Consider the following 4,944-nt stretch of genomic DNA (forward strand, 5'->3'; position numbering starts at 1 on the left):
CCATCAACATTCTTAAAAAAGGGTTGAAATATTTGGGAAATCATCTCAACGGTACTGTTGGGCAAACAGAAACCGACCCAAACGCCTTGGGAGAGTCCGACCTCTGGATTTTCAGTGGAGACATTGAGAATCTAAGCTGTCTCGTTGAACAAGGAATTTCCGATAGTGATAGGTCAAGAATCCCCCGTCACAGCGTAGCTTGACGGTGGGAGTATGTCAATTCTAGATAGTCGGACAGAAAAATATTAAAGATTATGGTGAAATTTTGGCAGGGATTAACGGTATTTTTAATTTCTTGTTTATTGCTGATTTCCCTAACTGCTTGTGGTAATCAAGTTAGACGCAATCAAGTGGTCATATCGGTATTAAGTGACCCAAAAACCTTTAATGCTGTTTTATCGGCCGAATCCCCGAATATTTTTGGTTTAACCTACGAAGGACTATTAACAGAAAATCCCATTACTGGCAAAAAAGAACCGGTCTTAGCAGAATCTTGGACAATTTCCGATGATAATTTGAGCATTATTTTTACTATGAGAGAGGGTTTAAAATGGTCAGATGGTCAACCCTTAACCGTTGATGACGTGGTTTTTACCTATAAAGATTTATATCTAAATCCTGATATTCCCAACAACTACCGCGATAGTTTAAGAATAGGATTAAAAAAAGAATTTCCAGTTATCACTAAACTAGATAATCGCAGAATCGAATTTAAACTACCCGAACCTTTTGCTCCTTTTTTAGATGCTGTCAGTTCACCGATTTTACCTAAACACGCTTTAGAAAAAACTATTCAGAAAAAAAGCCCCGATGGTAGGTTAGAATTTCTCTCCACTTGGGGGTTAGATACTCCTCCCGATAAAATTGTTTTTAATGGTGCTTATAAACTAAAAGAATATATAACGGGACAAAGGATTATTTTTGAAAATAACCCTTCCTATTGGAAAAAAGATGCCCAGGGACAACAATTACCTCATATAACTTCGGTAATTTGGGCAATTGTTGAATCTCAGGATACAACTTTACTGCAATTTCGTTCTGGAAGTTTAGATTCTATTGGGGTAACTCCCGAATTTTTCTCCCTCTTAAAAACTGAAGAAGAAAGAGGAAATTTCACTATTTTTAATGGTGGACCTGCCTACGGAACCCAATTTATCGGTTTTAATCTCAATCAAGGAAAACGCGACGGAAAACCCCTAGTAGATCCGATTAAATCCCGTTGGTTTAATAACTTAAATTTCCGCCAAGCTATTGCCTACGGCATTAATCGTCAAAGAATGATTGATGATATCTATCGAGGATTGGGACAAGAACAAAACTCTTTTATTTCTATTCAATCGCCTTTTTACGATAAAACCCTGAAAGGTTACGATTACAATCCCGAAAAAGCCAAAGAATTATTATTAGAGGCGGGATTTAAGTATAATAGTGATAATCTGCTAGTCGATATCGATAATAATCCCGTTAGATTTAACCTGATTACTAATGCAGGAAATAAAATCCGGGAAGCTATTGGGGCGCAAATTAAAAATGATTTAGCCGCAATAGGAATTCAAGTGGATTTTCAAGCGATCGCTTTTAGCAATTTAGTTGATAAACTGAGTAATAGTCTAGATTGGGAAGCACATATTTTAGGTTTTACTGGTGATAACGAACCCCACGCCCCCAATATTTGGTATGTAGATGGAAATCTCCACGCTTTTAACCAACAACCTCAACCCGGCAGCCCGCCAATTCAAGGCTGGCAAGCGGCGGATTGGGAGAAAAAAATCGCCGATTTATACGTCAAAGGTTCCCAAGAATTAGACTTTGAGAAGCGCAAAGTTATCTATAATGAAATTCAACAACTTCAACAGGAATACGTCCCGTTTATTTATCTAGTTAATCCCCTCGCTTTGGGGGCTGTGCGTAACTGCTTTGAAGGAATACAATTCTCCGCCTTGGGTGGAGCATTCTGGAATCTAGAAGAATTAAAGAAAACCTGTGGAGGTGTTTAATGACTCATTTTGGTTTACTCTGTCCTACAACTTCTGGACATATTTATTCTCTCCTACCTTTAGGAAAAGAATTACAAAAACGCGGTCATAAAGTTACCTGTTTTTTAACTCTTGATGGTGAAGAAATGGTGCAAGCAGCCGGGTTAGATTTTCAGGCAATTGCACCCGACCAATATCCGAAAGGCACATCAGCCAAAAATTTAGCCGAAATTGGTCAATTACGGGGAACAGCCGCCGTCCGACGCACGGTAGAATTAGTAACTGATTCTACAGCGACCCTCTTTGAAACTATCCCTCAAGAGATGCGTCGCTTGGGAATTGATGCCCTAATTGTCGATCAAGTCTCCGCCTCAGGGGGTACAATCGCAGAAAAATTGGCTATTCCCTTTATCAGTTTTTGTTCGGCATTGGTTTTAAATCGCGATCCGCTTATTCCGCCCTTTATGACCATTTGGGACTATAATCCCTCATTTATCGGGGTTATTCGCAATAAACTTGGCTATAAACTCCTTGACTCTCTGACTCGTCCTCTGAATGAGTTAATCAACCGGCAGCGTCAAGAATGGGGGTTAATTCCCTATCAAAACATCAATCAACGCTATTCACCCATCGCCCAAATTAGCCAACAACCTGCCGAATTCGAGTTTCCTCGGCCAAATTTACCCGCTCACTTTCACTTTACCGGCCCCTTTCACGATTCCTCCACCAGAAAAACGATTCCTTTTCCCTACGAAAAATTAACCGGACAACCCTTGATTTATGCTTCCCTCGGTACAATTCAAACTCGCCTACAATCGACCTTTAATGCGATCGCCGAAGCCTGTGCCGATTTGCCGGTACAATTAGTTTTATCCTTGGGCAACACCGACTCTAACATTCAAATAACGACAAAAAACGCCCTAGTTGTTCCCTACGCTCCCCAATTAGAGCTTTTAACCAGAGCCTCTCTTACTATCACCCACGCAGGCTTAAATACTACCCTAGAATCCCTAGCGCAAGCTGTACCGATGGTGGCCATTCCCATCGCTAACGACCAACCGGGGGTATCTGCTCGGATAAAATGGTCGGGGACAGGGGAAGTGATTCCGATTTCCCATCTAGAAGCTCCCCGTTTACGAGGAGCCATTGAAAAGGTGTTATCCGTCCCCAGTTACCGAGAAAATGCCCTGAAAATGCAAAAAGCACTACAGAAGACCGGAGGAGTGAAAATGGCCGCCGATATCGTCGAAAAAGCCATTTCTACCGGCCAACCCGTCCTATCGGTATAATAGCTAGGGTCTGCTGAAAAAGTTTTTCCTGCGGACAGGATGTCGGGTGTCGGGTTTTAAAAACGTTATCGAAAACAATTGACAAAAATCGCCCTTTATAACCCCGTCCATGGACTAACACAAACCGAAGAACTATAAAGATTAGATTGAACATTTCTGTGATTTCTGTCTAACAGCAATGGTCAGCGGTGATGAATGAACTAGAACATCGCCGCTTCATCGTGTTAGCTGGCTTGTGCTTAGAGTGTAAGTTTGCGGAGAAATCATGCGTATAGTAACTGATTATTAATACTATCAACAGTTAAGGTGTTGACTAAAACACCAACCCGTTGCACGACCTCGTAGGCAGTTTTCTGAGGGACAACAATAATTCCACAATGTTCTCTGCCTTCCTCTATGAATTGAAGATGTAATCGTTCAAAATCAACTCGGTTGTGGGTTACAAGACATCTACCTAAAGAAGCTGCAAATTCTAATTGTTCGCTGTCAGTTTTGCCCAAAGTTGACTGCTCAGGAACAGTGGTGACATCTAAACCACGAGAACGCAGAAGTGTTGCAACTAACGCCGACATATCTTCGTCCATGTAAAGCGAAGCAAATATGCTCATAGCTTACCCAAAGCTGCCTTTACAGAAGGATGCACCAACTCATCGGGGACTTGGTTACGTTCAATGTACTCGTTAATTTCTGCTTGATGATCCAAATAAAAACTCAAGGCATCGAACACTTGTGCTAAGGTCAAATGAGGTAAATGAGTTGGAATTTCCTCTGGCATCACACCTAATCGCCACAGACCTACGATTGCGCGAATAGATGTGCGAGTGCCTTCAATAATTGGCTCTCCACCTAAAATCTCATTGTTTCTGGTGACATAACGTGAAAGAGTGATAATCGTCATGGAATTAGGTCTCTTAGGGAAATCGCTGATTCTATTTTAGTCAGGGACAGACATGACTTGATCATGGCATCTAGTCGCTAGAGGCATCGTCGGCTAGATGTTTTTTCGGCAACTTAACCTAAGACTGGCTCTAATAGTTTGACTAGAGAAAAAAGAGGTGCGTTACATTTCATTAACTACCAGAGCGGCGTACTGCTACGCAGTGCCTTCGGCATCGCACTGACACAAACCGAAGAACCATAAAGATTAGATTGAACATTTCTGGGATTTCTCTCCAACGGCAAAGTTAGCCTGCTTTTGGGGCAGGGATTAGCGCAAAGGTGGTGTTATACTCAGACAAAGTGCAGAAAGTCAAAATCCGTAACTTTCTTGAATCCATGCTGACAACTACTCAATTTGCGCCCCTGCTAAAGCAATTGTCTTACTCCGATAAGCTCTTATTACTTAACTTTCTTGTAGCCGAGTTGCTCAAGGATTCTGGTATTGTACCGATGTCTATTGAAGATGATCTCCCTAGACAAGGTTTACATGACTCTTTTGAGGCTGCCGCCATTCTTGCTCAAGCATTAAAAGAGAAACAAGAATTGACTCATGGCTAATAAGGTAAGATTTGCTTTCACCGAGGTAGATTCTAGTCTTGGGGCATTAAGTGCGCTTCCTTATTTACCTATAATGTCGGCTTGAAGGAACCCTCGGTTTCACCTCGGAGATGAAAAGTTCCGCCAGCATAGAACAGCGAAGCACGACTAAGAATAACTCTAATCTATAGTTGCCAATTTAA

5 protein-coding genes and 1 pseudogene are annotated in these 4,944 nt (G+C 41.5%); 4 read left to right on the top strand and 2 right to left on the bottom strand.

Annotated features, from left to right (window positions below; genetic code table 11):
* The 3 genes and pseudogenes from IM477_RS08720 to IM477_RS08730 form a co-directional block, all read left to right on the top strand.
* Window positions 1-203: pseudogene (locus tag IM477_RS08720) on the top strand (RNA-guided endonuclease TnpB family protein); the annotation flags it as partial.
* 51 nt (window positions 204-254) lie between these two features.
* Window positions 255-1,997, top strand: a complete 1,743-nt coding sequence (locus IM477_RS08725; RefSeq protein ID WP_287731398.1) for an ABC transporter substrate-binding protein — start codon at window positions 255-257, stop codon at window positions 1,995-1,997.
* Window positions 1,997-3,265: a glycosyltransferase gene (locus IM477_RS08730; protein ID WP_287731399.1), complete on the top strand. Its 1,269-nt coding sequence runs from the start codon at window positions 1,997-1,999 to the stop codon at window positions 3,263-3,265. The genes IM477_RS08725 and IM477_RS08730 overlap by 1 nt, the downstream gene beginning before the upstream one ends.
* A 263-nt stretch (window positions 3,266-3,528) precedes the next feature.
* Here IM477_RS08730 and IM477_RS08735 read toward each other — a convergent pair whose 3' ends face one another.
* Both IM477_RS08735 and IM477_RS08740 read right to left on the bottom strand, forming a co-directional pair.
* Complete coding sequence (locus tag IM477_RS08735) at window positions 3,529-3,873, bottom strand: DUF5615 family PIN-like protein (protein ID WP_002794977.1); 345 nt, start codon at window positions 3,871-3,873, stop codon at window positions 3,529-3,531.
* On the bottom strand, window positions 3,870-4,163 hold the full coding sequence (locus tag IM477_RS08740; RefSeq protein ID WP_002794978.1) for a DUF433 domain-containing protein: 294 nt from the start codon (window positions 4,161-4,163) through the stop codon (window positions 3,870-3,872). Before IM477_RS08740 ends, IM477_RS08735 begins: the two co-directional genes overlap by 4 nt.
* Window positions 4,164-4,540: 377 nt before the next feature.
* On the opposite strand from IM477_RS08740, the gene IM477_RS08745 reads away from it, so the two are divergent.
* Window positions 4,541-4,762: a hypothetical protein gene (locus tag IM477_RS08745; RefSeq protein WP_002755098.1), complete on the top strand. Its 222-nt coding sequence runs from the start codon at window positions 4,541-4,543 to the stop codon at window positions 4,760-4,762.
* The last annotated feature ends 182 nt before the right edge of the window (window positions 4,763-4,944 follow it).

The organism is Microcystis sp. M090S1, from assembly GCF_020246295.1.
GTDB classification, from domain to species: domain Bacteria; phylum Cyanobacteriota; class Cyanobacteriia; order Cyanobacteriales; family Microcystaceae; genus Microcystis; species Microcystis aeruginosa.

Bases quoted from the DNA above. Each gene is read 5' to 3' on its own strand.
- IM477_RS08725 (WP_287731398.1), top strand. From the start codon at position 255: ATGGTGAAATTTTGGCAGGGATTAACGGTATTTTTAATTTCTTGTTTA.
- IM477_RS08730 (WP_287731399.1), top strand. From the start codon at position 1,997: ATGACTCATTTTGGTTTACTCTGTCCTACAACTTCTGGACATATTTAT.
- IM477_RS08735 (WP_002794977.1), bottom strand. From the start codon at position 3,873: ATGAGCATATTTGCTTCGCTTTACATGGACGAAGATATGTCGGCGTTA.
- IM477_RS08740 (WP_002794978.1), bottom strand. From the start codon at position 4,163: ATGACGATTATCACTCTTTCACGTTATGTCACCAGAAACAATGAGATT.
- IM477_RS08745 (WP_002755098.1), top strand. From the start codon at position 4,541: ATGCTGACAACTACTCAATTTGCGCCCCTGCTAAAGCAATTGTCTTAC.